The organism is Solibacillus daqui, from assembly GCF_028747805.1.
Taxonomy (GTDB): domain Bacteria; phylum Bacillota; class Bacilli; order Bacillales_A; family Planococcaceae; genus Solibacillus; species Solibacillus daqui.
In genome coordinates this window covers 2,918,280-2,944,586 of sequence record NZ_CP114887.1, presented here as the reverse complement: position 1 = coordinate 2,944,586, position 26,307 = coordinate 2,918,280, and the positions used below count along the sequence as shown (strand labels likewise).

Below are 26,307 nucleotides of genomic sequence, written 5' to 3'. Positions count from 1 at the left end.
AAAGCGCCAGCCCCTCGGCCATTTCGAACCCTCCTGCAAAAGTGGTGGAGCGTTTACTTTTGCATCGGTCTCTCCAATGTCTGAGGCTCACACGATGTGAGTCATTGTGGGCATACCACATGGACGTGGTGTTTTGCCCACTCGGGGCTGGAAGGGCGCTTTAGCACTTTTCTTATGAAACTTTTTTGGTGAAAATACGTATATATTGTAAGAAGGGGGACAATCAATATGAAAAAATTATTATGGGGAATGTTAGCGCTAGGTTTTGCAGAAATTGCTATGCTTATCCTAATTGGAAAAGCAATCGGCGTTTTCTATACATTATTATTAATTGTACTCACTTCTGTAGTGGGTGTACTCATCGCAAAACAGCGCGGCATGAAATCGTATAAAGACGTTCAAAATAGCCTGCAGCAAGGTCAACCACCAGGTATTGCAATGATTGAAACCTTTATGATTTTCATAGGTGGCGTGTTAATGGTGTTCCCTGGTTTTATAACCGATATTATCGGTTTATTATTTGTACTAGGAATTACAAGAAATTTATTTAAACCATTAATTTTTTATTACTTACGAAAAAAAATGAAAAGAGGCAATGTTATTATCGTACAAAGATAGGATGTTGCTTAAATTTAATAGCCATCATTAAAAGCAATGGGCTCAAAATGATGCCATAAATACCAAATAGTAAAACAGAGGCAGCGCTAATGATGAATGTGTGAATCATACGTAAGTGAAATGTATGACTCCATAACATTGACTCAGTTAGCTGTCTAACTATTTGTACAAAAATATAGAGCGCGATTATAAGCGTAGCTACAATAGGCTGTCCGACAATGAAAAAATAAATAGATATAGGAATTAAAAAAATACCAATGCCCAAAAATGGCAAAGAATCTGCAAAAGCAATTAAAAATGCTTTCATGAAAAACGCTTCAAACTGTAAAAAATAAAAGCCAATGCTAAGTAGAATGAACGTTAATGTAAATAGTTGTATTTCCACGAGTAAAAAATAGCTTATTAACTGCATCGCCTTTTGAAAATACCGAGACCAACTTGCTCGATACATTGCTGGAATATAAGCAAAGAACCAAAGACGGTTCCTGTTACTTTCGAACAATGCAAAATAGAAAGTAACGATAAAAATAAGTAATTCAAAAATCGAATGCAAACTATTTTTAATAAAATCAACCATAAAGAACATTAATTCGTTTAGTAAACCTGAAAATTTATCGAGAATTAGAGGAAATAATGGATGGGTATCATAGTTTTTTTCTAATAGGTGAACTGTAGTTTGTAAGCTAGGGAGTAGAGTAAATAAACTATGTAAAATTAATATAACAACGGCACTTATTACTGTAAAAAGTAAAATAGAAAGTACAACAACAACTATAAAAAATGGGACATGTAGAATTCGCTTAAAATAAAGAAAAATAGGGAATAGTAAGTAAGCGAAAAATAGTCCAAAAATTATAGGTGGAATGAAATAAAAAAGGGCAATATATAGTAAGAAAACGCCTATATGTTTAATTTTTAATAGTAATTGGGTTTGGTTTTTTTTGGTTTCTATGCAAATCACTCCTAAATTATGCCTTATATCACTCGCTCGAAACGAGAAATTCTCTTTAATTCTTGAATTCTATTAGATATTCGTATTTTTCTTAAAATCGAACTAATTCATTCACAAAGCCGTCAAAATTGATTATAATGAGTTATGTAAGCGATTTACTTATAGGTTCATTGAGCAGAACAGTATGAGTGTAGTTCTTTTTATTACTAGAAAAAGAAAGCACTTACAAAACTATTTTATTAAGTGAAGGAGCGATTTTTTATGTCAGCAACTAAAGGTTTAGAAGGTATCGTAGCAGCAGAATCGAAAATTTCTTCAATTATCGATGATACACTTACATACGTAGGGTATGGCATCGACGACCTAACTAACAACGCAACATTTGAAGAAGTAGTATTTTTATTATGGAATACACGTTTACCAAACGCTGAAGAATTAGCTAACTTAAAAGCTGAATTAGCAGCGAACATGGAAATCCCAGCGGCAATTACAGATTTATTTAAATCTATGCCATTAAACACAGTACACCCAATGGCTGCATTACGTACAGCTGTATCAATGTTAGGTGCATTTGACGAAGAAGCAGACGTTATGGAAACAGAAGCAAACTACCGTAAAGCGATTCGTTTACAAGCGAAAATCGGTACAGTAGTAACTACTTTTGCACGTGTACGTCAAGGTAAAGAACCAGTAGCTCCAAAACCTGAATTAGGTTATGCAGCAAACTTCTTATATATGCTAAAAGGTGAAGAGCCTGCAGCAATCGAAATCGAAGCATTCGACAAAGCGTTAATTTTACATGCTGACCATGAATTAAATGCTTCTACATTCACAGCACGTGTATGTGTAGCTACATTATCAGATGTATATTCTGGTGTAACTTCAGCTATCGGCGCTTTAAAAGGTCCATTACACGGTGGAGCAAACGAACAAGTTATGAAAATGTTAACTGAAATCGGTTCGTTAGATAACGTTGAAGCTTGGGTACAAAACAAGCTAGACAACAAAGAAAAAATCATGGGCTTCGGTCACCGCGTTTACCGTGGTGGAGACCCACGTGCACCTCACTTACGCGTAATGTCTGAAAAGTTAACTAAGTTAACTGGTAAACCAGAATTATACGAAATGTCAGTAAAAATTCATGACATGATCGTTGAGCAAAAGAAATTACCTGCAAACGTAGACTTCTTCTCAGCATCAGTATATGATTCTTTAGGTATCGAGCATGACTTATTCACACCAATCTTTGCAGTATCTCGTACTTCAGGTTGGGTAGCGCACATCTTAGAACAATATGCAAACAACCGCTTAATCCGTCCACGTGCGGAATATGTTGGTCCAGATATGCAAAAATACGTTCCAATTAACGAGCGCTAAGCAAAAAAGTATGTTAAAATATCTGGGACTGTGAATTGACACAGTCCTAGATTTATGATTATTAGGAGGCAATTTCCAATGACTAACAAAATCGTAGTTGAAAACGGTAAACTAAACGTTCCAAACAATCCAGTAATCCCATTCATCGAGGGTGACGGTATCGGTCCAGATATCTGGGCAGCAGCTTCTCGCGTTATCGACGCAGCAGTAGATAAAGCTTATAACGGCGAAAAGAAAATCGAATGGTTAGAAGTTTTAGCTGGTGAAAAAGCATTCAACCAAACTGGTGAATGGTTACCTGCAGAAACTTTAGAAAAAATTAATGAATACTTAATCGCTATCAAAGGTCCTTTAACAACTCCAATCGGTGGCGGTATCCGTTCACTTAACGTAGCTTTACGTCAAGAGTTAGACTTATACGTATGCTTACGTCCAGTACGTCACTTTGACGGTGTACCTTCTCCAGTTAAACGTCCAGAAGACGTAGACATGGTAATCTTCCGTGAAAACACTGAAGATATCTATGCTGGTATCGAGTACAAAGCTGGTTCTGATGAGCAAAAGAAATTATTAAACTTCTTACAAACTGAATTAGGCGTTAACAAAATCCGCTTCCCAGAAACTTCTGGTTTAGGTATCAAACCGGTATCTAAAGAAGGTACTGAGCGTTTAGTACGTTCTGCGATCGAGTACGCAATCTCTCACAACAAACCATCTGTTACTTTAGTACACAAAGGTAACATCATGAAATTCACTGAAGGTGGATTCAAACAATGGGGTTACGATGTAGCTGAAGCTGAATTCGGCGACAAAGTATTCACTTGGAACCAATACGATGCAATCAAAGCTGAAAAAGGTGAAGCTGCTGCTAACGAAGCACAAACTGCTGCATTAGCTGCTGGTAAAATCTTAGTTAAAGATTCAATCGCTGATATCTTCTTACAACAAATCTTAACTCGTCCAAACGAGTTCGACGTTGTTGCTACAATGAACTTAAACGGTGACTACATCTCTGATGCACTAGCTGCTCAAGTTGGTGGTATCGGTATCGCTCCAGGTGCTAACATTAACTACTTAACTGGACACGCTATTTTCGAAGCTACTCACGGTACTGCTCCTAAATACGCTGGTCAAGATAAAGTAAACCCATCTTCAGTATTATTATCAGGCGTATTAATGCTTGAGCACTTAGGATGGCAAGAAGCTGCGGACATGATTACTGCTTCAGTTGAGAAAACAATCTCTTCTAAATACGTAACTTATGACTTCGCACGTTTAATGGATGGCGCTACAGAAGTTAAATGTTCTGAATTCGCTACTAAATTAATCGAAAACTTCTAATTAAAACTTATTTTTTGCCGTTTTATGTGAAATATTTAACAAATTATTTAGTTTAAAATAATATTGTGAACATAATAAATCATTTTATAGGCAATGATTGACTTTAATAAGAATTCGTTTCAAAATAAATAGTAACTACAAAAGGGAGAGACTTCGTGTTTTCTCCCTTTTCCTATGTGGATTTTATTAAAAAGCTATCCTTTCTTATCCACTAAAAATTAGTTACCTTATACTAGCTATTAAAAAGGAGCGTTTACTATGGTATTAAAACGAAAAAAGATCGCAGTAATTGGTAGTGGCTACACAGGTGCAACAGCAGCATTCATCGCAGCGCAAAAAGAATTAGGCGATGTTGTCATTTTAGATTTACCAGCAGTAGAAAATCCGACGAAAGGGAAAGCACTTGATATGTGGGAAACAGCACCGATTCAAGGCTTTGATTCTTATGTAAAGGGTACTTCAAATTATGATGATATCGCGGATTCAGATATCGTATTAATTACGGCAGGTGTTGCACGCAAACCAGGGATGAGTCGCGATGATTTAGTACAAATCAACCAAGGTGTTATGAAAACAGTTGCCAAAGAAATCGCACGTACATCACCAAATGCAATTATTATCGTATTAACAAATCCAGTAGATGCGATGACGTATACTGTGTTTAAAGAATCGGGCTTCCCGAAAAACCGTGTTATTGGTCAGTCTGGGGTACTAGATACGGCGCGCTTCCGTGCATTTATTGCAGAAGAATTAAACGTATCTGTGAAAGATATTTCAGCGCTAGTTTTAGGTGGGCATGGTGACACAATGGTGCCAATAACACGACTTGCTACAATTGGTGGTGTACCGTTAGAAAGCTTAATTGCCGCAGAACGCTTAGCAGAAATCGTGCAACGTACACGTGTTGGAGGCGGTGAAATCGTCAGCTTACTTGGCAACGGTTCAGCATATTATGCACCAGCTGCAGCAATGGTCGAAATGGCTGAGGCAATTTTAAAAGATCAAAAACGTATTTTACCATCAATCGCATACCTTGAAGGCGAGTATGGCTATGAAGAAATTTACCTTGGTGTACCAGCATTACTTGGTGCAAACGGAATTGAAAAAGTATATGAACTAGAACTTACAACAGATGAAAAACAAGCATTAGACAACTCTGCAAATGCAGTGAAGGATGTTATGAAGGCTTTAGTTTAAACTAGTTATACACGAAACACCATTTTATCGTGAAATGGTGTTTTTCTTATGGAAAGGAAATTTACATGCATTTCAACAATTGTGCTTTTCCGAAAAAGTTGTTACTATGAAAGGGACACTTTGATATACCGTATTTCAAAGAATAGTTTTACTACAAGGCAAATGAAGTCATTGATTTGAGATGGGGGTTTCAAATCAATCTTGGAGGATTTAAATATGACGAAAACGGTTTTAGTGGTAGAAGATGAAATGCCAATTGCAACACTATTGAAATATAACTTAGAACAAGCTGGCTTTGTAGTTTTGCTTGCGCATGATGGTCAAGCAGGACTTGATGCAGCTGTAGAAAATACACCGGATTTAATGTTATTAGACTTAATGTTACCTAAGCTTGATGGCGTTGAAGTTTGTAAAGAATTACGCCGCCTTCGTATTAACGTACCGATTATTATGTTAACAGCACGTGATGATGAGTTTGATAAAGTGTTAGGTTTAGAGCTTGGTGCGGATGATTATATGACAAAACCGTTTAGCCCGCGTGAAGTGATTGCACGTGTGAAGGCTGTATTACGTCGTTTTTCTGGCCCAATTGTTGAAGAGGTAGTAGAATCGAGTGAAATTGTTTATTCGTTTGGAAATTTAAAAGTATATCCAGAACGTTTTGAAGCATTCATTAATGAAGAATCATTAGAATTTACACCGAAAGAATTTGAGCTTTTAGTGTATTTATTAGAAAATAAAAACCGCGTATTAACGCGCGATCAATTACTAAGCGCCGTATGGAATTATGATTTTGCTGGCGATACACGAATTGTGGACGTCCACATTAGCCATTTACGCGATAAAATTGAAGAAAATAGTCGTAAGCCATTGTATATTAAAACAATTCGCGGACTGGGTTATAAATTTGAGGAGCCAAAAAAATAATGAATATCATGAAGAACCGTTTATTTTATTCGTTTATTTTTGTCATTGGGTTAGGATTAGCTGTTCTAGGGTTGTTCATAGGGCAGCTTTTTCCTTTTTTTGCAGATGAATATTATACGATTGCAAAAGATGCCAATGTTGCACAAGTGGAACAATTAATAGCGGATGAACAAATTGTGTTAACGGACTCTCAAAAGCAAGCATTATTAGAGACTTATACAATGGATATGTATTCGACTGACTTTAACACATTAAAAATGAAGCTCTATATTTCTGTGGCAATATTGCTTCTGATAGGGCTTATCATAATGGCGTTGATGGCGCATCGAGTGGCTGCAAACTTTACTACGCCGATTGTCAATATTACGAAAACAGCGATTGAGCTTTCAAAGGGCAACTATCGTGCCCGTGCCTTTGCGAATGGCCCTCGAACAGTAGTAGAGCTTCGTAATTCCATCAATATTTTAGCGCGTAATCTCCAAGACATTACAAAAACCCGTATGATTGAAGAGGAACGTCTTAAAACATTGATTGAAAATATGGGGAGTGCGCTTATGATGATTGACCGCGAAGGGAATATTTCAATCGTCAATAAAAAATTCCAAAAGCTTTTTGAATTACCCACTGAACAATTAATCGGTAAAAGCTTTATGTCGCTAGGTTTACCAAAGCAGTTAGAGAAGTTTATTGACCATGTATTTTTAACCGAAATGCCTTACCGTCAGCAGCTTGTTTTGGAAATTGCGGAAGAAGAATATAATGAACAAGTTTATGGTGCACCAGTAGTTGGAGAACATGGGCGATGGCTTGGGGTTGTCATTGTAATGCATGATATTAGTGAGATTGTACGACTTGAACAAATTCGAAAAGATTTTGTCGCCAATGTATCCCATGAATTAAGAACACCTATTACGTCGATTAAAGGATTTTCTGAAACACTTCTAGATGGAGCATTTAAAGATGAACAAATGCTGCTATCGTTTTTGACAATTATTCATGATGAAAGTAACCGTATTGAAGTGCTTGTACATGATTTATTAGAACTATCGAAAATCGAGCGGCACGGCTTTACATTAGACATTATGCCAACAAAATTACAAGATATTTTAGTACGCGTCGTTGATTTAACAAGTGCACAGCTTGAAAGTAAGCATATGCAATTTGATGTAGATATCGAACAAGATGCCGTCATATTAGGTGACGTCAATCGCCTAATGCAAATTTTTACAAATCTAATTAACAATGCAATCGCTTATTCAAAAGAAGAAACAACAGTCAAACTTCGAATTAGTACCAATAATGATTACGGAATTTTTGAGGTAAAAGACGAAGGGTTAGGCATTGAAAAGGCGGAAATTTCACGAATTTTTGAACGTTTTTACCGTGTAGATCGTGCCCGCAGTCGAAATTCTGGGGGTACAGGGCTAGGCTTGTCAATTGTAAAGCATTTAATCGAGGCGCATCAAGGGAAAATTCAAGTAACGAGTGAAGTCGGTAAAGGTACGAGTATGAAGGTCTACTTACCACTGAAAAAATAAGCTTAACAATTCTTTTACAATACTGATATAAATACTTTATATTCGGGTGCTATTCTTTGTATTAGAAACCCCCGTTTCAAAAGTAATACATTAGTTGATGAATACGTACTTCAAACTGCCGTTCTCTATTATTAGAGGACGGTTTTTTAATGATTAATATTGATCATTTTGCACCGAATGAATTTTCTATTTTTACCTAAATCTAATTTTTATGAAAAATATTGAAACTTTAAGCTTGTTTCGTCCGTAAAACAATTTGAATAATAAAAAAGATTAGGAGGTTTTTAACGATGAGTGTTAAGCGAACATTATTATGGATTGGACTTATATTCTTTGCTATTATCGCAATCGTTGCTGTAACGACATCGTGGTATACGGTAGATGAATCCGAACAAGCTGTTGTAATTACGTTCGGGCAGGCCGATGAAACCATTCAAGATTCAGGGTTGCATTTTAAATTACCTTGGCCAATTCAAACGGTAGAAATTTTATCAAAAGAAACATACAGTCTACAATTTGGTTATAAGCAAAAATCAGATGGCTCATTAGAAACATTTGATAAAGAAACAAAAATGATTACAGGTGACGAATACATTGTGTTAACAGACCTTGTCGTGCAATGGCGTATTGTTGATCCTAAGAAATATTTATTTAATTCTGCTGATCCACGCACAATTTTACATAGCGCGACTTCAAGTGCGATTCGTTCAATTATAGGTAGCTCAACGATTGATGATGCATTAACGGATGGTAAAGCAGACATCGAGGCGAAAACGCGTGATTTATTAGTGTCGTTAATTGAAAAGTATGATATTGGGATTAGCGTTGTTGGCGTCAAGCTCCAAGATGTTGATGTACCGAATGAAGAAGTTCGTGCGTCGTTTACCGCTGTAACGGATGCACGTGAAATGAAGAGCACAAAAATCAACGAAGCAATTAAATATAATAACCAACGTACAAGTGAAGCAGCTGGGGAAATGAAGGCTATTTTATCGAAAGCAGAAGGGGAAAAAACGGCCCGTATTGAGCAGGCAAAAGGGGAAGTAGCCCTATTCAATCAGCTTTATGAAGAATATCGCTTAAATAAAGAGATTACAAGTGAACGTTTAATGATTGAAACATTAGAGGCAGTATTACCGAATGCACAAATTTATATTATGAATGACGATGGTAGTAGTACATTAAAGTATTTACCATTACAACCAACACAAACGAATACTTCTACTGAAACGAAGAAAGAAGGAGGTTCGAACTAATGAGTAATGATAAAAATAACTTTGATGGCGATTTAGATGTGTTTGTAAAAAAATTATTTGGCAATAAAAAGCAACAAAAAACAGTGCACGAAGTACCAAAGACCGAAACAAATGATGGAGAAACAGCGTTTGAGGAAAAGTCTAAAAAAGCACCGAAAACAATTAATAAAGATAAAAAACCTGTGAATATGAAGCAATGGGGTGCATCTGCTGCAATTATTACTGCTGTATTTGCAGTACTAGCCATTGTCTTTGCCAATCTTTATGTCGTGAAGGAAAATGAGTATAAAGTTATTCGCCAATTTGGTGAAGTAATCAAATATGAAACTGAACCTGGTCTACACATAAAAGTCCCATTCATTCAAAGTATTACGACGTTACCTCGTAATTTAATGACGCATGATATGACAGAGGAAGAAATTAGTACGGGGGACAAAAAGCGTATTATTATTGATAACTATACAATTTGGCGTGTGACAGACCCGAAAGCGTTAATTTCAAACGCGGGTCAATTGCTGAATGCAGAAAGTCGTATGGAAGAGTATATTTACTCGGCGTTGCGTACAGAATTCGGTCAAACAATTTATGATGATATCATTGACGAAGAGAACTCAAAACGTGGTAATATTAATGACCGTGTAACGGAGCGTGTCAATGAACTGATTACCGAAGCTAATTTGGGGATTGAAGTAGTCGATGTACGAATTCGCCGTACCGATTTACCACAGGAAAATGAGCAAGCTGTCTTTACTCGTATGGTGTCGGAGCGTCAATCGATTGCCCAAAAGTATTTATCTGAAGGTGACGCGGAGAAGCGTAGTCGAGAGGCACAAACCGATCAGGAAGTGCAAGTCATTTTAGCGACAGCAAATAAAGATGCTGCGGTTATTCGTGCAGAGGGTGAAGCGCAAGCCGCTGAAATATATAATAATGCTTATTCAAAAGATCCAGAGTTCTACAGCTTATTTAGAACTCTAGAATCATATAAGAAAACTATTGGTGATGAAACCGTTATTATTATTCCAGCCGATTCACCATATGCAAAATTACTTTCAGGACAATTACAATAATTTTGGGGAGCGTACATGCAAATAATGTGCGTTCCTTTTTTGGGCTTAATTACCTTCATGAATTCTTCTAAAAATACTACTGTTTCATATTATTTTACTGTTATAATATGAACTAGTTAATAGAAAAGGAGAATTGCGCATGAGTAGAACAATTCAAAATACATTAATTGCTTTTATTATGGCAACTTCTGTTACCGCTTTATTTTTCCAGTCGAATCTTCAATTTATGAAAGTTGAAATTTATCATATACCTGTATTATTTATTGTCATTTTTATATTAAGTTTGTTTGTTGCAGAAGATGTGCGAAATTCATTCAAAAAGGTGCTTTGGTTTGAAAAGCGCAAGGATAAGCGTCCCATTTGGCAAGTAGGGGTGGGGATGATTTTTTACTTCACACAAATTGGTTTTGTAGAAGTTTTTGCACGCGGCTTAATGCCATATGATTTAGCGGGCATGCCGATGTATCTCATTATTCCATTTTTAAATGCGTTTTTATTAACGGTTATTTTTGAAGAAATCTTTTATGATGAAAAACGTGATACAGTTGAACAAGTTAAATTTAAGAAATTGAAATAATGGAAAGCTCCTATGATTAGGGGCTTTTTTGTTTTTTTGAGAAAAAACGTTGCAAATGACCATTAAATGTTGGTAATTCATGTGAACAATCGGTAAAGTAGAAAGAGAACATATAATCGTACGTTGACTTCTTTTAGCGAGTGTTAAACACTCTAAAAGAAGTTAATGCCTCCGGCGGATATCACGAATTCGGTAAGAAGTACTTTGCTCTAGCGCAAAACCGAATTCGGACGCAATTACACTGAGGCGAAATTGATTTAAATGGAGGAAAACGAATGACAAAACAAAAACTACTTTTATTAGACGGCAACAGCTTAGCTTACCGCGCATTTTTTGCACTGCCATTATTAACGAATGATAGCGGTATCCATACGAATGCGACATATGGTTTTACGACAATGCTACAAAAAATAATTGGTGAAGAAAATCCAACACAAATGTTAGTCGCTTTTGATGCGGGCAAAACGACATTCCGTCACGAATCATTTGGCGAATATAAAGGCGGTCGTCAAAAAACACCACCTGAATTATCAGAGCAATTCCCGTACATTCGCAAATTAATCGATGCTTTTAATATTAAACGCTATGAGTTAGAACTGTATGAGGCAGATGATATTATCGGGACTTTAGCAAAACAAGCTGCAGCACAGGGAACGGAAGTTATTGTTGTTTCGGGCGATAAAGACTTAACGCAATTAGCGAATGATGATGTGACAGTGTACATTACGAAAAAAGGGATTACCGATATCGAAAAATATACACCTGCACATATCGAAGAAAAATATGGCTTAACCCCGATACAAATTATCGATATGAAGGGGTTAATGGGCGATCAATCGGATAATATCCCAGGTGTTCCAGGTGTCGGCGAAAAAACAGCAATTAAGCTATTAAAAGAACATGGGACAATCGAAAACTTATACGAAGCAATGGATGCGTTGAAGGCTTCTAAAATGAAGGAGAAGCTTGTTGAAAATGAAGAACTGGCACATTTATCGAAAAAATTAGCGACGATTTATACGGAAGCACCAATTACAATTGGTTTAGAAGATTTAGCATATCAAGGTCCGAACGAAGAAGCGTTGCTGGATGTTTGGAAAGAGCTTGGCTTTAAATCTTTAATCGAAAAAAGTGATTTTGAAGTTGAAGATACAGAACAGGCACAAGTGGAATTTACTACCGTAGAGACTTTTACAACAGATATGTTAAAAGACACGATGGCGTTGCATTTAGAGCTTGAAAATGAGCATTATCATAGCTGCCAAGCATTTGGAATTGCACTATCTGATGGTGAGAAAACGTATTTCACTACAATGGAAGATGTGTTCAACAATGAAGCGTTAAAAGCATGGTTAGAAGATGAATCTAAGAAAAAATATATTGCAGATAGTAAAGCGGCACAAGCGATGCTACAGCGTTTAAATATTTCATTAAGAGGTGTCGAGTTTGATTTACTCCTTGCCTCATACATTTTAAAGCCGTCGATTTCAGGGGATGATGTGGCAACGTTAGCAAAGGAATTTGGCTATACAGATGTACAGGCAAACGAAATCGTATATGGTAAAGGTGCAAAATGGGCATTACCAACAGCTGAAGCGCTAGCCGAGCATGTGAGCCGTAAAGCAGTTGCAGTTTGGAAATTGCACCCGGTATTAGAAACGAAGTTACAACAAAACGAACAATTTGAATTATATAAAGAGCTAGAGCTGCCACTTGCACATATTTTAGGGCGAATGGAAAGCGAAGGGATTACGGTAAACGTAGATACACTTGAGCAAATGGGCGATGAATTGAAAGCGAAACTAGATGTCATTGAGCAAACGATTTATGACCTTGCCGGTGAAACATTCAACATCAATTCACCAAAGCAATTAGGTGTTATTTTATTTGATAAGCTTGGTTTACCAGTTATTAAAAAGACAAAAACAGGTTATTCAACAGCGGCCGATGTGCTGGAAAAATTACAATCTGAGCATGATATTGTAAAGCATATTTTACAGTACCGTACGTTAGCAAAATTACAGTCAACTTATATTGAAGGTTTAACAAAAGAGGTGCACTGTGACGATTCAAAAGTACACACACGCTTCCAGCAAGCACTTACGGCTACAGGGCGCTTAAGTTCAACAGATCCGAACTTACAAAACATACCGATTCGTTTGGAAGAAGGGCGAAAAATCCGCCAAGCATTCGTGCCATCGAAAAAGGACTGGGTATTATTTGCGGCCGATTATTCTCAAATCGAATTACGTGTATTAGCCCATATGTGCGGGGACGAAGCACTCGTAGAAGCATTTAAGCAAGGAATGGATATTCATACACGTACTGCGATGGACGTGTTTGGTGTTGAAGCAGATGAAGTAACAAGCAATATGCGTCGTACAGCAAAAGCGGTAAACTTTGGTATTGTATACGGCATTAGTGATTACGGCTTATCGCAAAACTTAGATATTACTCGTAAGGAAGCAGCGACGTTTATTGAAAATTATTTACAAAGCTTCCCAGGTGTAAAAAACTATATGGATTCAATTGTTGAAGATGCGAAGAAAATGGGCTATGTGACAACGATTTTAAATCGCCGTCGCTATTTACCAGACATCACAAGCTCGAACTTCAACTTACGAAGCTTTGCTGAGCGTACGGCAATGAATACACCGATTCAAGGTAGTGCAGCCGATATTATTAAAAAAGCGATGATTGATATGGATGCACGCCTACAACAAGAAGGCTTACAGGCAAAATTATTACTACAAGTGCATGATGAATTAATTTTCGAAGCACCAAAAGAAGAAATCGAAATTTTAGAGCGTATTGTACCAGAAGTAATGGAGCATGCGATTGTACTACTTGTACCGCTTAAGGTGGATTATTCACATGGAGCTACTTGGTACGACGCGAAATAAGGAGTAAATGTAATGCCAGAATTACCAGAAGTCGAAGGAGTAGTACGCGATTTACGGCCAATTGTTGAAGGAAAAACAATCGCAAGTGTCACACTTTCAGAAACCGTTTATGCTTCTCATGAGGCTGGAAAACAAGCGATTATTAAAAGTGCAGCGCCTGAACAATTTGAAAAAATGCTACAAGGAATGACAATTGAACGCATACAACGTCGCTCCAAATATATTTTCTTTCACTTAACGAAAAATGAAGAAAGCTTTATGTTAGTCAATCATTTAGGAATGACAGGTGCATGGTTTGTCGTAAATGATGTTCTTGAAATAACTGAAGAAAAATTCCGTAAGCATATTCATGCTATTTTCACATTAACGAGCGGTGAGTTACTTGTTTTTTCAGACATTCGCCGCTTTGGTGAGCTGCGCTTTATTAAAGAAATAGCTGACCATGCACCGCTCTTGAAAATGGCCCCTGAGCCATTTGATGCGGAGGCGTGCGACTTTTTCTTAATGCAAAGTGATAAACCGCGCTTTGCAAAAAAGGCGATTAAAGAAGTTATTATGGATGGTCAGGTTATTTCGGGCTGTGGCAATATTTATGCAACAGAATCTTTATTCAAAATGAGTATTTACCCTGCAAAACCAGCAAGTGAAGTAAGCCATACACAAAAAATTGAGCTGTTTCAGGTGATTTGTGAGGTATTGCAGGAGAGCATTGACTCAGGTGGCTCAACGATTTCGGATTACCGTAGTATTAATGGTGGCGCGGGTACAATGCAGCACCGCTTGAAAATGTATGGAAAAAAAGAGTGTTTAGCATGCGGGACAACTACAGAATCAATGGTCATTGCGGGTAGAACATCAACCTATTGTCCACAATGCCAAAAGTAAAAGGGGGAAATTGCTGTGATTATTGGATTAACAGGAAGTATTGCGAGTGGAAAAAGCACTGTCGCAAAAATGATTCAATCTTATAAATTACCAATAGTGGATGCGGATTTGATTGCACGTCAGGTAGTAGAGCCAGGCACCCCCACATTAAAAAAAATCGCGGAAGCCTTCGGAGAAGAAGTGATTGCAGTTGATGGCTCAATGGACCGTGCAAAGGTAGGGAGCATTATTTTTCATAACGGCGACATGCGTCAAACGTTAAACGGTATTATTCACCCCGCCATTCGTGAGGAAATGCTGCGCCAGCGCGATGAATTTATGTCATATGGTGAAAAAAACATTTTTATGGATATTCCATTGCTGTTTGAAAGTAAGCTCGAGCATTTTGTAGAGAAAATTATCGTTGTTTCAGTCGAGGAAGAAGTGCAATTACTGCGTTTAATGGCACGTAACGGCTTTACAGAAGACGAGGCACGTGCGCGTATCGCTACTCAAATACCTGTAAAAGAAAAAGAGCAGCTTGCAGATGCTGTGATTCATAATAATGGCACATTGGAAGATACGGCCATTCAGTTACAATCGATTTTATATGAGTGGAATGTGTTGAAATAATGGAGTGCCCTGATTGAAGAATTTTTTTAACAAAGAAAAAAGTATATAAATTAAGTGTGCCATGAACCTAGTGTTCATGGCATTTTACTTTTCATGGAGACGAATATTTTAAAACGTATATTTTTTGATGAGTATAGTCATTCTAAGTGATTTCTAAAGAATCATAGAAAAAAGGTAAGGCTGATAGCGATAAAAGAAGTAATAAAGTTAGGGGTGAAGAAAGATTGTCAATGGTTTCAAACTTTTCGTTTGCGAAGGATGTCTTGATTTGAAATAAGGTGACCTACCGATGTAAGGGTCGTTATTATCGAGGGATTCATTTCCTGTTTTCATCTTTTACTCACCTTCTTTTAGGATGAATATTTCTTATGAGCGACGATAAAAAATATTGAATTTACTTATTGGTTATGGAAAGGTATGCTTTATTTACATTTAGTACGAATGGAAAGAAGGCTCTTTTATGGAATTTCTCCTCTTTTTTATTGTCGGGGTCGTTGGTAATGTAGTTGGAACACTAGTGGGAGGCGGAGGACTTATTAGCTTACCAACAATGCTTCTCATGGGCTTGCCCGTGCATTCAGCAATTGGAGCAAATAAAGTGTCTAATACAGTTAGTTCATTATCTAGTTTTCTCGTTATTTTCAAACAGAAAGAAGTTACGGGTAAAGAGGCGCTGGCTGTCATCGCATTTTGCTTAGGCGGTGGGGTTTTAGGTGGACTAATTGCCTCCTTTTTAAGTGGGGAAGCGCTGACGGTCATTGCAATATTACTACTTAGCTTTGCATTCGTTACATCTTTCATGGGTAGCGGGAACTTTGATGGGACAGAGCCATTACATGTGAATAAAAAAATAGGTACAGCCTTACTCGGAATTGGTATGTATGACGGGATGTTTGGACCTGGAAGTAGCACGCTTGCAATGTATTTGTATGCTAGTCAAAAAATAGCGTATATCCGAGCGGTGGGTTTAGCTAGAATTGGTGTTTTCGCAAGTTGTTTTGGGGCATCCATTACGTATATCTCGACAGGTAAAATCATTTGGTCACTTACCATTGCATTGATGATTGGGGCAATTGTAGGTGCCCAGTTAGGATTGCGTTTAGCGAGAAAGTTAAAATCAAAACATATTAAGCCGCTCCTAAGGGTAGTGACCGTGTTACTGATTGTACAAATAATGGTAGATTATTTGAAATAATTAGGGCTAAATTATTTCAAAGATAAGAAAGTAAATAAATTGTAACACCCACAGTCTCCGGATTGTGGGTGTTACAATTTGTGGACAAAATAACTATAACAAATCTTCTTTGATTAGAATTCAACAACCAAAAGAAAGTAAAAGTCACACCAGGAATTTTCTTAGTATAACACAGTTGTCTCAAGAGTAACTTAAATCAACAGATACATATGCTTGATACTATGGGTGGCATGACAAGAAAGGTGAATGGATGTGATTTTTCACCATATAAATTATTAAGAAATCAATGGCAAACGGTCGTATTGAAGTTAATTCGATGAGGCATTACAGAACAGGAAAAGAAACGAATTCAACCAAGACGACTACTACAGGCTTTTTCACAAAATGGTAAAAATTTCTATGTTCATGCCCCAAAATAAAACGATTTGCCATCATATTATGAAAAATATGTGGATAAATGAATCGTAACATGATTACATTCTGATTTACTTTGTAAAAGATAAACATCTTTGTTGTAGCTACTCAGCCATTATTATCAGAATATAACAACTTTATGAATGTGCGTAAAATGTGTTCACCTTTTTGAAATATGTGTTATACTAATCAACGAATAAAGAAAACGAATGAAATGTACTTTTAGGAGGATTTAAAAAATATGACAGTTTCTATTGCAATTAATGGTTTCGGCCGTATTGGTCGTATGGTGTTCCGCCAAGCAATGATGCGCGGTGACGTAAATATCGTAGCGGTAAATGCGAGCTACCCATCTGAAACGTTAGCACATTTAATTAAGTATGACACAAATCACGGCGTATTCCCAGGTACTGTCGAAGCTATCGAAGGTGCTTTAATCGTAAACGACAAACGCGTTGAATTAGTAAGCGAACGCGATCCATTAAAATTACCATGGGCTGAAATGGGCGTAGATATCGTAATCGAAGCAACTGGTAAATTTAATGACCGTGCGAAAGCAGCAATGCATTTAGAAGCTGGTGCGAAAAAAGTTATTTTAACTGCTCCAGGTAAAAATGAAGATATTACAGTAGTATTAGGTGTAAATGACGACAAATTAGATTTATCTAAACATGACGTGATTTCAAATGCATCTTGTACAACGAACTGTTTAGCTCCAGTAGTGAAAGTATTAAACGATGAGTTTGGTATCGTAAACGGTTTAATGACGACAGTTCACGCTTACACAAATGATCAAAACAACATTGACAACCCGCATAAAGACTTACGTCGTGCGCGTAACTGTGCTTCGTCAATTATCCCAACTTCAACTGGTGCAGCAAAAGCTTTACGCTTAGTATTACCAGAATTAGATGGCAAAATTCACGGCATGGCATTACGTGTACCAACACCAAACGTTTCGTTAGTAGACTTAGTTGTTGATTTAGAACGTGATGTAACAGTAGAAGAAGTAAATGCTACATTTAAAGCGGCTGCTGATGGCAAAATGAATGGTATTTTAAATTTCAACTTAGAGCCATTAGTATCTTCAGATTACAACACAACAACATTCTCATCTACAGTAGATGGTTTATCAACAATCGTTTTAGGTGACCGTAAAGTAAAAGTAATCGCTTGGTACGACAACGAGTGGGGTTACTCAGCTCGCGTAGTAGACTTAGCAACGAAAATTGCAAACGAATTAGCAGTAGTAAACTCTTAATTTGAAAATTCCTAAGCTTTTTGTAGAACGACTTGTTTCTACAAAAAGCTTTTTTTGATTGTTTATATGCTATGAACACTATATAATTTTAAAGCATTCATTTTGAATACAATATAGACGCGTAGGAATCACTATTTCCATTGCGCGCTTTTTGATATAATAAAGATATTAATTAAACGACTTAGGAGAAAAAACTATGAGATGTCCAGCTTGTCAATACAATGGCACACGTGTTGTTGATTCAAGACCTGTTGATGATAATAAAGAAATTCGTAGACGTCGTGAATGCGAATCATGCAGTTTTCGTTTTACGACATTCGAAAAAATAGAAGAAACACCATTAATTGTTGTGAAAAAGGAAGGCTCACGCGAAGAATTTAGCCGTGAAAAAGTATTGCGTGGTTTAATTCGCGCATGCGAAAAGCGTCCTGTTTCATTAGAGCAGCTAGAAGAACTCGTACTTGCAATTGAAAAAGAGCTTCGTCATTTAGGTAATGCTGAAGTCCGCTCTGAAGATGTGGGGGAAATGGTAATGGACCGACTATCAAAAGTCGATGAAGTTGCCTACGTGCGCTTTGCATCCGTTTACCGTCAATTCAAAGACATTACGGTATTTATCGATGAACTAAAAGAAATTATGACCCGTCAATCGAATTCGAAATAATAAAGGGAGGGACGAAAATGGTTCACTTCAAAGAATTACAGCCTACGGATCATTTTGAAATTACGCTCCCTCACGCACTTTCAACAAATGAACGTCAATTATTAACATTATTTTATCAGCCGTTAATTGGCCCCCCACCTATTAGTTTGTATTTAACGTTGTGGGCAGAAGCAGAAAGCCATAGTGTGCAGGTGATGAACCATTATTATTTAATGCAAGTGTTATCACTACCACTAAAGCAAGTATTTGAAGCGCGTGTAGCGCTAGAAGCAATCGGCCTCCTTCGTACATGGCGTAAAGACGTCGCGGATGGTCGCCATTTTCTCTATGAATTAGTGCGCCCACTTGATGCGGCAAGTTTTTTTAAAGATCCGCTTTTATCGATGTTTTTATTTAGTAAGATCGGAGAAGGGGCTTATCGTAAACTGCGTCAACGCTTTTTAACAATGCCAAATAAGGCTCAATTTGAAGAGGTGACGCGCACATTTACTGATGTGTATCGCCCAATCAATCAAAGCTTACCTATGGACGATTTAGAGATAAATCAAGCGACAACTGGGGATTATCCTTTTTACTATGAGCAATTTGATTTTAAATTATTACAGGCTGGCCTATCGGAGCAATTAATTCCAAGTGCAGCATTAACGCTTGAGGCACGAGATACAATTGCTAAACTTGCATTTTTATACAATTTATCACCGCTTCATATGCAAAAAGTGGTCATCACCGCATTAGATGAGCACAATAAGTTAACGACAGAACGTTTAAAACGAGCAGCAGCAGATTTTTATAAACTGACAGTGTCAACAGATGCGCCAGTGTTAACGAAAGCTTTTGAAAAACAAATAGAAGTAGCTGTTGATGAAAATTTATCAAAAGAGCAAGAACTACTGCAATATTTAGAAACAACGGCACCGGTTCAAGTTTTACGTGATATCAACAACGGCAAAGAACCGATCCCCTCTTCGATACAGCTTGCTGAAGATTTAGTCGTGAAATATGGAATGTCCGTTGGTGTAGTAAACGTTTTATTAGAATACGTTATGCTATCAACAGACATGAAGTTACCTAAGGCTTACGTTGAAAAAATTGCGGACCACTGGAATCGAAAACAGTTAAAAACGGCGAAAGAAGCGATGGAATTGGCACGACAAGAGCGTGATAAGTATTCGCAGTGGAAACAAGAAAGTGCGCAACCAAAACAAACGCAAACGAAAAAGCCAACCTATAATAATCGAAAAAGTGGCCGTGACGAGCAAGTACCAGATTGGTTTTATAAGCGTAATGAGGAACCACTTCAAGATAAGCAACCAGACGGAGCAATCGATTTTGAAAAAGAGCGCTTAAAAATATTACAAAAGCTTGATAGGGCAGGTGAATAGCAATCGAACCAATTAATAATCAATTAAACGAAATTAAAAAGCGTATGCCCTCATTTGAAGAACGTTTTGAAGCAATTCGTCGTGAAACGATCGAACACCCAAAAGTTCAAGAATTTTTACGCGAACATGAGCAGCAAGTAACGAAGGAAATGGTTGAAATTAGCTTACCGAAGCTATTAGAGTATACCGGGCAATCCCTAACATGCTGCGGCTGTGGTAATACGAATCAATGTACTAATTTACTAAAAGGTTATATTCCGAAGTTGTTCATTACGCGCAATGTTATTGATATTACGTATGTCTCATGCGAGCAAAAGCAACGTGAAGATGAGCGCCGTGACGTAGCGAATATGATTTCGAGTATGCATATGCCAAAAGATGTGTTAAAGGCGACATTAAAAGATTTAGCGATCGACAATCATTCGCGTTTAACGATTGCTGATCAAGCAGCAGAGTTTGTCGCAACATATAAACGTACAGGAGAGCTACCGAAAAAAGGCTTTTACTTATATGGTAAATTTGGTGTTGGTAAATCCTTTGTTCTCGGTGCAATTGCCAATGAGCTTGCAACATTAAAAGTGAAAACTGTTGTTGTATTCGTACCAGAATTTTTACGTGAAATGAAAAATGCCATTGGCGATAATTCATTAAATGAGAAAATCGATTATGTTAAAAAAGCACCCGTACTTATGTTAGATGATATTGGCGCAGAAACGATGTCAGCATGGACACGTGATGAAATCCTAGGAACGATTATGCATTACCGAATGAGTGAAGAGCTACCAACATTCATTACATCTAATTTTGATTATAGCGGGTTAGAGCATCATTTGGCACAATCGCAGCGCGGTGATATTGAGGTCGTAAAAGCAGCACGTTTAATGGAGCGCATTAAAGCAGTCACAATTCCAGTGCAAATGGATGGTACAAACCGAAGAATTTAAATTGTTAAATATTTTCTTCTTCGTAGTTGCATTTCATTAAAAACGAGCGTATACTTTTAACGTAATTAAACAATAAATGCATTGATAAGGACAATAAGTTTAACGAACTAGCTTTTAGAGAGGGAAGTCATTGGCTGCAAACTTCCTAGCAAAGTGTTTTACTTTACTACCTTGGAGCAGTGATGGGGCAAATCCGTCAACGTTTCTCAGTACGTTAACTGACCGAGAGCTTCTTATTCGTAATATACGAAGAAGGAAGAAGGGTGGCACCACGAGCATATACAGCATCGTCCCTTTACGAGGGATGGTGCTTTTTATTTTGCCAAAAATAAGGAGGACAACATTATGTCAGAAATGATTAAATTAACTTTCCCAGATGGCGCAGTAAAGGAATTTGCAAAAGGCACATCTACTTTAGACGTTGCAGGTTCAATTAGCCCTGGTCTAAAAAAATCTACATTAGCAGGTAAAATTAATGGCGCGTTAGTCGATGCAAAAACAGGGATCGAACAAGATGGTGCGATTGAAATTATTACGAACAAATCACCAGAGGCATTAGAAATTTTACGTCACTCGACAGCTCACTTGACTGCACAAGCAGTGAAACGTTTATTCCCGGATGTAAAATTAGGTATTGGACCAGTTATCGATTCAGGTTTCTATTATGACATCGATTCACCAACACCAATTACAGCAGAAGACCTACCAGCAATCGAAAAAGAAATGAAAAAAATTATTTCGGAAAACATCGAAATTGATCGCAAAAATGTTTCTCGTGATGACGCGCAAAAAATCTACGAAGAAGTAGGAGACGAGTACAAATTAGAATTACTTGAAGCAATTCCAGCGGATGAGCAAGTATCAATTTACTACCAAGGTGACTTCTTTGACCTTTGCCGTGGGGTACACGTACCATCTACAGGGAAATTAAAAGAGTTCAAATTATTATCACTTGCTGGTGCTTACTGGCGAGGTAACTCAGACAACAAAATGTTACAACGTATTTACGGTACTGCGTTCTTCACGAAGGAAGAGTTAAAACATCATTTACAAATGCTTGAAGAAGCAAAAGAGCGTGACCACCGTAAAATCGGTAAAGAATTAGACCTTTTCATGACGTCTCAAACTGTAGGTCAAGGTTTACCATTATGGTTACCAAACGGTGCAACAATCCGTCGTACAATTGAGCGTTACATCGTAGACAAAGAATTATCTTTAGGCTACAAGCATGTTTACACTCCAGTACTTGGTTCGAAAAGATTATACGAAACATCAGGTCACTGGGAGCACTATCAAGATGGCATGTTCCCTCCAATGGAGATGGACAACGAAACTTTAGTTTTACGTCCGATGAACTGCCCTCACCACATGATGGTATTCAAAAACGGTTTACACTCGTACCGTCACTTACCAATTCGTATTGCAGAACTTGGTACAATGCACCGTTATGAAATGTCAGGTGCGGTATCAGGCTTACAGCGTGTACGCGGGATGACATTAAACGATGCGCATATTTTCGTACGTCCAGACCAAATTAAAGCGGAATTCAAAAAAGTAGTGGAGTTAATCTTAGAAGTTTACAAAGACTTCGATTTAAAAGACTTCTCATTCCGTCTTTCTTACCGCGACCCGAACAATAAAGAGAAATATTTCGATGACGACCAAATGTGGGAAACTGCACAGGCGATGTTAAAAGAAGCGATGGACGAATTAGGCTATGACTATTTCATCGCAGAAGACGAAGCAGCATTCTACGGTCCAAAATTAGACGTTCAAGTAAAAACTGCAATTGGTAAAGAAGAAACACTATCGACTGCACAGCTTGACTTCTTATTACCACAGCGTTTCGATCTTTCATACATCGGGGAAGATGGTCAACCACAACGCCCAGTCGTTATTCACCGTGGTGTTGTATCGACAATGGAACGTTTCGTAGCATTCTTAATCGAAGAATACAAAGGTGCATTCCCAACATGGCTAGCACCAGTTCAAGCAACAATCATTCCGGTTTCTAATGCTGTACACTATGACTATGCTCGCGAAGTACAAGAAAAATTACAAGCTGCTGGTGTACGTGTCGAAATGGATGACCGTGAAGAAAAATTAGGCTACAAAATCCGTGAATCTCAAATGAAGAAGATCCCTTACATGTTAGTATTAGGGGATAAAGAAGTGGAAGAAGGGGCAGTTAACATTCGTCGTTACGGCTCAAAAGATTCTGAAACAGTATCATTTGAAGAATTCTTAGCAAACATTAAAGCTGAAATTACAAAATAATTTATCTCACCCCCTTTTCTCAATGCTGACATTGAAAAAAAGGGGGGTGTTTTTGTAATTTGGAAGTATAATCCTTCCGAAATAAAGAAATCTTACCAAGTTGTTTCATACAACATGGTAAGATTTTTCGTTAATATCAATAGTTAAAATTTAAATTCTCCAACAGCTTGTTGTAAATCTTCTGCGCGTACACTTAAATCGTTTGCAACACTATTAATTTCTTGCATGGCTGAAATTTGTTCATTAATCGAATCTCTCGCTTTTGCAGTATCATCTGTGACGATTTGTGATTGGGCAGCCAACTCCTGCACTGAAGCGGTAACTTCTTCTGCTGCGGCTGAAATTTGTTCTGTTACTGCAGATACATCTTCAATTTGCGAGCGCATATAATCTACTGCCGCCAATATTTTATTGAAGGATGTACCTGTATTGTCAATGATGTCAACGCCTTGTTCAACGGAAGTTAAGCTTTCTTGAATGGCTTGCTCTACATTTTTTGTATCTAGTTGAATTTCGTTTGTTAATGCGACAATTTCATTTGCGGACTTGTTGGAAGCCTCTGCTAATTTGCGGACTTCATCAGCAACAACTGCAAAGCCTTTACCATGCTCACCTGCACGTGCGGCTTCAATGGCTGCATTCAGTGCTAATAAATCCGTTTGATCTGTAATGCTTGTAATGACGCGTGATATATTTTCAATTTCGACTGTTTGTTGCGCTAATTTATGGATTAAATCTGTTGTTAATTTCGTTGATTGATAAATCGTTTGCATTTGGTGTTTTGCTGTTTTAACATTTGATTCACCTTCATCTGCCATGTCAGAAGTTTCGTTAGCTGATGTATTTAATAGCTGCGCGGATTCTGCAATACGTTGGATAGCTGAAGAAGTTTCTTCCATTGCCGTTGCACATTCTTTTGCGGCAAATGCACTATTCTGTGTAGATTCTACAGAGTTAGAAGCAGCATGGGCAATATTTTCAGAGAGTAATGTAATCTCTTGTGTTGAAGCATTTAACTCTTCAGCTGAAGCACTTAAATGCTCAGCATTTCTACCTAAGGATTCAAGTAGTCCCTTGATTGTATTTTTCATCGTGTTAACTGAACCCGTTAATTGACCAATTTCATCTTTTGATTTTATTTGAATGTCTTCTTGACTCAAGTCACCTGAAGCAATTGTATGCACGGAAGCTTGTAATTTTTGTAATGGTGTAGCGATTCGTCGGTTTAAGCTAAGTGCAAGTAGTATACCTAATAGGAGTGAGCTAAAGAATACAATCGCGGCGATAATTATTGCTTCGTTCTTTTTATTTTCGGATTGTTTTTTTGCATTATCAAATAATTGTTTAAATTGATTGTTTAACTCTTCACCTGAATTAATGGCTGCATCACGAGCTGGGATCACGGTTTTTAAATAGTACGCCACGGCATCGACTCCACCTGTGGCATCATTAATTCGTAATGCTTCATTAATTTCTTTTTCATAAAGTTCAATTTTTTCATTAGTGTAAATAAATTGCTGCATGGTTGCATCGGTTTCTAAGCCTTCTTTGAAAAGGTCTAGTGTTTCATCTAATTTAGACTGAGCTACTTCAAGTTGCTCCTTAGCAGTGTCATCGCCTAAAATATAAGATTGTAGCTGTGTACTTTCTATCGTTTAGCTATTTCGTATATCACTTACTGCGTTTAACTTGGGCAATCCGTTGTTTATTGTGTCACTGTACTGTTTGTCAATGCCAATCATTTGATAAAATGAGATTGTGCTTGCTGTGAGGTTCGTAATAACCATTAGTGCAAATCCAGCTAATAATTTGTGTTTAATAGACATACCTATCAACTCCATTTAATATTATAGCCTTACACTTTCATTGTAGTACAGGGAGCTATAGGAAATAAAAGGTAGTTTCTGTGGACAATTCAATTGAAATCTAATGAACTAGTATTGATAGTAGTACAGTAAGAATCTAAAGAACTATTAATAAATGTTCTAGTTGAAAAAGTTTTAAACATGGTGAACGTTTGAAGCAAGTTTAAATATTTTAAAATGTTGCGTGGAATAGAAAGGCTATTTTTGTTCAAAATAAAAAAAGAAAAACGTTGACGTTAAATAAGAGGCATGATAAGATTATCTAGGTTATGAATACAAAGTTAGCAAGTAGAGGCTGCCCGCTTCTCACCTGAATGATGCATTTTGTTATCTACAGGTATAGACACGTTGAATTGTTTTACGCGTTTATGCGTATGCACATATAGCGGGCGGACATCTCGAATGTCCGTCTTTTTTGTTTGTAAAGGCAAAAAAGGCTATATGGACATAACGCGGAGAGGTGTACCGTTCGACCGGGTTATACTTTACACCAACTCATGTATTCGCGACAAACACTTGGAGGTGGATTATTATTAGCAAAGACATGTATGTAAACGAAGGCATTCGCGCACGTGAACTTCGTCTAATCGACCACAATGGTGATCAGCTTGGCGTTAAAACGAGAATCGAAGCGCTAGAAATTGCCGCTCGTGCTAACTTGGATCTTGTCCTTGTGGCCCCTCAAGCCAAGCCACCAGTCGCTCGTATCATGGACTATGGTAAATTTAAGTTCGAACAGCAAAAGAAAGACCGCGAAATTCGTAAAAATCAAAAAGTTATCAGTATGAAAGAGGTTCGTTTGAGCCCTACAATTGATGAACATGATTTCCAAACGAAATTACGTGCCGGAGTTAAGTTCCTTGAAAAAGGTGACAAAGTGAAGGCTACAATTCGCTTCAAAGGTCGTGCAATTACACACAAAGAAATTGGTCAGCGTGTGCTAGATCGCTTTGCTGAAGCTTGTGCTGAAGTATCTACGGTTGAACAAAAACCGAAGATGGAAGGCCGAAGCATGTTCTTAGTTCTTCAACCAAAGAACGAGAAATAATAAG

General features: G+C 37.5%; 22 protein-coding genes, 1 pseudogene and 1 other annotated feature. Of the genes and pseudogenes, 20 read left to right on the top strand and 3 right to left on the bottom strand.

Translation table 11 applies throughout. The annotated features are described in order from the left end of the window. The first annotated feature begins 228 nt into the window (after window positions 1–228). Window positions 229–618: an FxsA family protein gene (locus tag O7776_RS14380; protein WP_274307708.1), complete on the top strand. Its 390-nt coding sequence runs from the start codon at window positions 229–231 to the stop codon at window positions 616–618. On the opposite strand, the gene O7776_RS14375 is transcribed toward O7776_RS14380, so the two are convergent. After that, the gene (locus O7776_RS14375; RefSeq protein ID WP_274307707.1) at window positions 602–1,579 is read right to left on the bottom strand and encodes an AI-2E family transporter; all 978 of its coding nucleotides are present in this window, start codon (window positions 1,577–1,579) and stop codon (window positions 602–604) included. The genes O7776_RS14380 and O7776_RS14375 overlap by 17 nt on opposite strands. A 252-nt stretch (window positions 1,580–1,831) precedes the next feature. Here O7776_RS14375 and citZ point away from each other — a divergent pair, with 252 nt between their 5' ends. The 18 genes and pseudogenes from citZ (at window position 1,832) to thrS (ending at window position 23,390) form a co-directional block, all read left to right on the top strand. Beyond that, window positions 1,832–2,947: a citrate synthase gene (gene citZ, locus O7776_RS14370; RefSeq protein ID WP_241369436.1), complete on the top strand. Its 1,116-nt coding sequence runs from the start codon at window positions 1,832–1,834 to the stop codon at window positions 2,945–2,947. A 78-nt stretch (window positions 2,948–3,025) separates the two neighbouring features. Further along, window positions 3,026–4,288 carry an NADP-dependent isocitrate dehydrogenase gene (icd, locus tag O7776_RS14365; protein WP_274307706.1) on the top strand — a complete coding sequence of 421 codons (1,263 nt, stop codon included), beginning with the start codon at window positions 3,026–3,028 and terminating at the stop codon, window positions 4,286–4,288. 258 nt (window positions 4,289–4,546) lie between these two features. Next, window positions 4,547–5,485 carry a malate dehydrogenase gene (gene mdh, locus O7776_RS14360; protein WP_274307705.1) on the top strand — a complete coding sequence of 313 codons (939 nt, stop codon included), beginning with the start codon at window positions 4,547–4,549 and terminating at the stop codon, window positions 5,483–5,485. 216 nt (window positions 5,486–5,701) lie between these two features. Next, window positions 5,702–6,412, top strand: coding sequence for a response regulator transcription factor (locus O7776_RS14355; RefSeq protein ID WP_274307704.1), 711 nt, complete (start codon window positions 5,702–5,704; stop codon window positions 6,410–6,412). Then, entirely contained in the window at window positions 6,412–7,950 is a 1,539-nt protein-coding gene (gene pnpS / locus O7776_RS14350) for a two-component system histidine kinase PnpS (RefSeq protein WP_274307703.1), read from the top strand. The genes O7776_RS14355 and pnpS overlap by 1 nt, the downstream gene beginning before the upstream one ends. Window positions 7,951–8,240: 290 nt before the next feature. After that, on the top strand, window positions 8,241–9,206 hold the full coding sequence (hflK, locus tag O7776_RS14345) for an FtsH protease activity modulator HflK (RefSeq protein ID WP_274307702.1): 966 nt from the start codon (window positions 8,241–8,243) through the stop codon (window positions 9,204–9,206). Continuing rightward, on the top strand, window positions 9,206–10,276 hold the full coding sequence (hflC, locus tag O7776_RS14340) for a protease modulator HflC (RefSeq protein ID WP_274307701.1): 1,071 nt from the start codon (window positions 9,206–9,208) through the stop codon (window positions 10,274–10,276). The genes hflK and hflC overlap by 1 nt, the downstream gene beginning before the upstream one ends. 139 nt (window positions 10,277–10,415) lie before the next feature. After that, a complete protein-coding gene (locus O7776_RS14335; protein WP_274307700.1) occupies window positions 10,416–10,853 on the top strand; it encodes a DNA polymerase I in 438 nt (145 codons plus the stop codon). A 275-nt stretch (window positions 10,854–11,128) separates the two neighbouring features. Continuing rightward, complete coding sequence (polA, locus tag O7776_RS14330; protein WP_274307699.1) at window positions 11,129–13,756, top strand: DNA polymerase I; 2,628 nt, start codon at window positions 11,129–11,131, stop codon at window positions 13,754–13,756. Between the two features lie 12 nt (window positions 13,757–13,768). Continuing rightward, window positions 13,769–14,641 carry a bifunctional DNA-formamidopyrimidine glycosylase/DNA-(apurinic or apyrimidinic site) lyase gene (gene mutM / locus O7776_RS14325; RefSeq protein WP_274307698.1) on the top strand — a complete coding sequence of 291 codons (873 nt, stop codon included), beginning with the start codon at window positions 13,769–13,771 and terminating at the stop codon, window positions 14,639–14,641. A 15-nt stretch (window positions 14,642–14,656) separates the two neighbouring features. After that, the gene (coaE, locus tag O7776_RS14320) at window positions 14,657–15,253 is read left to right on the top strand and encodes a dephospho-CoA kinase (RefSeq protein WP_274307697.1); all 597 of its coding nucleotides are present in this window, start codon (window positions 14,657–14,659) and stop codon (window positions 15,251–15,253) included. A gap of 460 nt (window positions 15,254–15,713) precedes the next feature. Further along, window positions 15,714–16,448 carry a sulfite exporter TauE/SafE family protein gene (locus O7776_RS14315; protein ID WP_274307696.1) on the top strand — a complete coding sequence of 245 codons (735 nt, stop codon included), beginning with the start codon at window positions 15,714–15,716 and terminating at the stop codon, window positions 16,446–16,448. Window positions 16,449–16,576: 128 nt separating this feature from the next. Further along, window positions 16,577–16,864 (top strand): annotated as a pseudogene (locus tag O7776_RS20385) (IS91 family transposase); the annotation flags it as partial. A 239-nt stretch (window positions 16,865–17,103) separates the two neighbouring features. Beyond that, window positions 17,104–18,123 (top strand): glyceraldehyde-3-phosphate dehydrogenase, encoded by a 1,020-nt coding sequence (locus O7776_RS14310; protein ID WP_274307695.1) that lies wholly within the window; start codon window positions 17,104–17,106, stop codon window positions 18,121–18,123. 196 nt (window positions 18,124–18,319) lie between these two features. After that, window positions 18,320–18,787: a transcriptional regulator NrdR gene (nrdR, locus tag O7776_RS14305; RefSeq protein WP_274307694.1), complete on the top strand. Its 468-nt coding sequence runs from the start codon at window positions 18,320–18,322 to the stop codon at window positions 18,785–18,787. Window positions 18,788–18,804: 17 nt separating this feature from the next. Next, the gene (locus O7776_RS14300; protein ID WP_274307693.1) at window positions 18,805–20,169 is read left to right on the top strand and encodes a replication initiation and membrane attachment family protein; all 1,365 of its coding nucleotides are present in this window, start codon (window positions 18,805–18,807) and stop codon (window positions 20,167–20,169) included. Window positions 20,170–20,171: 2 nt separating this feature from the next. Continuing rightward, window positions 20,172–21,113, top strand: coding sequence for a primosomal protein DnaI (gene dnaI / locus O7776_RS14295; protein ID WP_274310517.1), 942 nt, complete (start codon window positions 20,172–20,174; stop codon window positions 21,111–21,113). A gap of 72 nt (window positions 21,114–21,185) precedes the next feature. Continuing rightward, window positions 21,186–21,411 (top strand) — a binding site (T-box leader). A gap of 47 nt (window positions 21,412–21,458) precedes the next feature. Continuing rightward, window positions 21,459–23,390: a threonine--tRNA ligase gene (gene thrS / locus O7776_RS14290; RefSeq protein ID WP_274307692.1), complete on the top strand. Its 1,932-nt coding sequence runs from the start codon at window positions 21,459–21,461 to the stop codon at window positions 23,388–23,390. Between the two features lie 143 nt (window positions 23,391–23,533). On the opposite strand, the gene O7776_RS14285 is transcribed toward thrS, so the two are convergent. After that, window positions 23,534–24,913 (bottom strand): methyl-accepting chemotaxis protein, encoded by a 1,380-nt coding sequence (locus tag O7776_RS14285; protein ID WP_274307691.1) that lies wholly within the window; start codon window positions 24,911–24,913, stop codon window positions 23,534–23,536. Between the two features lie 132 nt (window positions 24,914–25,045). Further along, window positions 25,046–25,216: an MCP four helix bundle domain-containing protein gene (locus O7776_RS14280; RefSeq protein WP_274307690.1), complete on the bottom strand. Its 171-nt coding sequence runs from the start codon at window positions 25,214–25,216 to the stop codon at window positions 25,046–25,048. Window positions 25,217–25,799: 583 nt separating this feature from the next. Between O7776_RS14280 and infC the strand changes: the two genes are divergently transcribed. After that, window positions 25,800–26,303 (top strand): translation initiation factor IF-3, encoded by a 504-nt coding sequence (infC, locus tag O7776_RS14275; protein WP_274310516.1) that lies wholly within the window; start codon window positions 25,800–25,802, stop codon window positions 26,301–26,303. Window positions 26,304–26,307 lie beyond the last annotated feature (4 nt).